This is a genomic window from Mesorhizobium sp. M7A.F.Ca.CA.004.06.1.1, from assembly GCF_003999135.1.
Taxonomy (GTDB): Bacteria; Pseudomonadota; Alphaproteobacteria; order Rhizobiales; family Rhizobiaceae; genus Mesorhizobium.
This window is the reverse complement of the sequence record NZ_RZPQ01000842.1, coordinates 1-2,426: the sequence shown is the minus strand read 5'-3', so window position 1 is coordinate 2,426 and position 2,426 is coordinate 1. Positions and strand designations below refer to the sequence as shown.

Annotated in this window: 4 protein-coding genes; 2 read left to right on the top strand and 2 right to left on the bottom strand. The window is 62.4% G+C overall.

What is annotated here, in order from left to right; genetic code table 11:
* The coding region (locus tag EN906_RS30985) for a CAP domain-containing protein (protein WP_245484366.1) at nucleotides 1-463 on the bottom strand (463 nt) is incomplete at its 3' end.
* Between the two features lie 206 nt (nucleotides 464-669).
* On the opposite strand from EN906_RS30985, the gene EN906_RS30980 reads away from it, so the two are divergent.
* Nucleotides 670-1,242, top strand: coding sequence for a GNAT family protein (locus EN906_RS30980; RefSeq protein WP_127269392.1), 573 nt, complete (start codon nucleotides 670-672; stop codon nucleotides 1,240-1,242).
* Here EN906_RS30980 and EN906_RS30975 read toward each other — a convergent pair.
* Nucleotides 1,239-1,601 (bottom strand): helix-turn-helix domain-containing protein, encoded by a 363-nt coding sequence (locus tag EN906_RS30975; RefSeq protein ID WP_127269391.1) that lies wholly within the window; start codon nucleotides 1,599-1,601, stop codon nucleotides 1,239-1,241. The genes EN906_RS30980 and EN906_RS30975 overlap by 4 nt on opposite strands.
* A gap of 106 nt (nucleotides 1,602-1,707) precedes the next feature.
* Here EN906_RS30975 and EN906_RS30970 point away from each other — a divergent pair, with 106 nt between their 5' ends.
* Nucleotides 1,708-2,424, top strand: coding sequence for a glutathione S-transferase family protein (locus tag EN906_RS30970; protein WP_127271609.1), 717 nt, complete (start codon nucleotides 1,708-1,710; stop codon nucleotides 2,422-2,424).
* The last annotated feature ends 2 nt before the right edge of the window (nucleotides 2,425-2,426 follow it).

The following is a 2,426-nucleotide window of genomic DNA, read 5'->3' as shown; positions in this document are numbered from 1 at the left end:
GCACCAGGCTCCAGTAACGGAGCTTGCTGTCGCTGCCATCGCGCACATAGGCAAGGCCGAAGCGGGTGAAGCGCGGGTCGAGCATGTTGCGGCGATGGCCTGGTGAATGCACCCAGATGTCGAACAGTTTCTCGAGGTCGAAACGACCCTCGGCGATGTTCTCCGCCGCGGCACCGGAAATTCGACTGTCCCTGACGCGCGAGGCGAAATCCTTGCCCCAGCCGGTGGTGTGGCTCATGCGGCGGCGCTGCGCCATGTAGCCAGCCTGCTGCAGGGCGGCCTGTTCGAGCTGCCGGTCGGGGACCAGCGGCGCAAGCCCGGCCGAGACGCGGATGCTGGCCAGCGTGCTCGTGGCGGAGGAGGAGACCCCGGCGCCTTCGCCTGACGGCAGTGAAACGGTGCTGCAGGCGGCGAGGCCCGCCAAGGCTGCGAGGCCGGTCAGCACCATGCGCCTGCTCGGCATCGGGCGCGGTTCGATGGAATGGGAATGATCAATGGCCATTCCTGTCTGAATAGTCGCGATCATGGCTTTTGACGGGCAAGCGGTGAAAATTGCGCGAGAACCCATACGTTTGGTTTTTCGCAAAAAAATGCATCGCGTAATGTTGAAGTGTTGAAGCGCCCCCTTTCGGGCAATAGTCCAGGTGTCCCGAGTGAGGTGAGAATCCGATGCCAAAAACTGCCCGCACCTTCCCGACGCTCTCTACAGCCCGTCTGCTGCTGCGCGCTCCGGCCCTCGAAGATGCCGATGCCTTCCGGAATATCCTGTCGATCCCCGAGGTCACCCGGTTCTCGAACTGGCGGGATGCGCCGTCCAAGGCGGTGGCGGATCGGGCAATGAGATGGATGTGCAAGGTCTTTCCTACTGGCAAAGGCTGCGCCTGGATCATCGAGGATCGCGCTTCGAAGACCATGGCCGGTGCGATTCGCTACAATTGGTTCGTCCCTAAATCGAAGTGCGGCGAGATCGGCTACGAGTTGCATCCGGACTTCTGGGGCAGAGGTCTGATGACCGAAGCGGCTGCTGCCGTCGCTCTTTGCGGCCATCGGTTTTTCCTGCTCAATCGCATCGAGGCGTGGACGCTGCCGGGCAATACCGGATCGGACCGTGTGCTGGAGAAAGCCGGCTTCCGCTACGAGGGGACGCTACGGCAGAAAGCCCGGTTCAAGGGCGCCTACCACGACTTCAGGATGTTTGGACGACTGGCCGGCGATCATCCTGCCTCAATCGATCAGAATTAACCTGCCGCCATGCCGGCGTAAGTCTCCAGTGTCGATGAAGTCTGGCGATCGTCTTCCGTATGCACCCACCAGGCGCCCAGCGCGTCGATGAGCGGTACAAGTTTGCGGCCAGGCGCCGTGAGGTCATAGTCGACCCGCAACGGATAACCCGGACGCACCGTTCGCCGCACGATACCGGCGTCCTCCAGCTTGCGCAGTTCCAGGGTCAGGATGCGATGTGACACGGTCGGGTTGTCACGTCTCAGGTCGCTGAACCGCTTGGTCCCGTCCTTCAGATAATAGAGCAGCAGTGTGGGCCAGCGACCGCTGAGCACGCGCATGGTCTCTTCGATCGGGCAGCGTGAGACGACGTCTTTCATGGGCGGATCCTGGTTACAGAATTGTGCGTAATTTACATGGGACGACAAGCGTTTAGGGTCAAGTTTCGCTGCGCGGCGTGATCCTCTCAATCACGGAAGAAAACAAATGGAACCTATCCTCCTTTACGGCTTCCCGGCGGGAAGCTCGATGGGGCTTGTCGCTGCCTTTGAACGCGTCGGGCAACCCTATCGCCTGTGCCGCGTCGACATGCTCACCGAGATGAAAAACGATGCCTATGCCAGCATCAACGACCGTCAGGAAACGCCGGTGCTGATCACCGACGAAGGCCGGGTGCTCACCGAGACAATGGCCATCGCCTCGTGGCTCGAAGCCCGCGACACACAGCGCCGCATCAGCTTCGAACCGCGCACGCCGCAAGCCGACCGCATGCACCAGCTGATGGCCTTCGTGAACACCGGGTTCACCGCCGCCTTCAGCCCGCTCTGGGTGGCATTGGAAATGGCGGCGGATGAACCGGCGCTGAAGGCGACCTTGCGGGAGTTCGGCCGCAAGGCCGTTGCGGAACGTCATGATCGGCTCGAGGCGATGATCGCCGACACGGATTTCCTGGTCGGCGACCGGCTGACGCTGGCCGATACCACGCTGATCGGCGTGGCGCGCTGGGCGGAGTTTCACCAGGCGATCGACGGCGCTGCCTATCCCAAGCTGGCCGGATTGCGCCTTCGCATCGAATCCGATCCGGCCGTGCGTTATGCGCTGGCTGTTGAGGATGGCGAACAGCCCGCCGGTTCTGGCGCCTGCCTTGGCCACGTCCCCCTGACTGAGGTGATCGATCGCTTCGCGGCGGCGGCGAAATCGTAGCG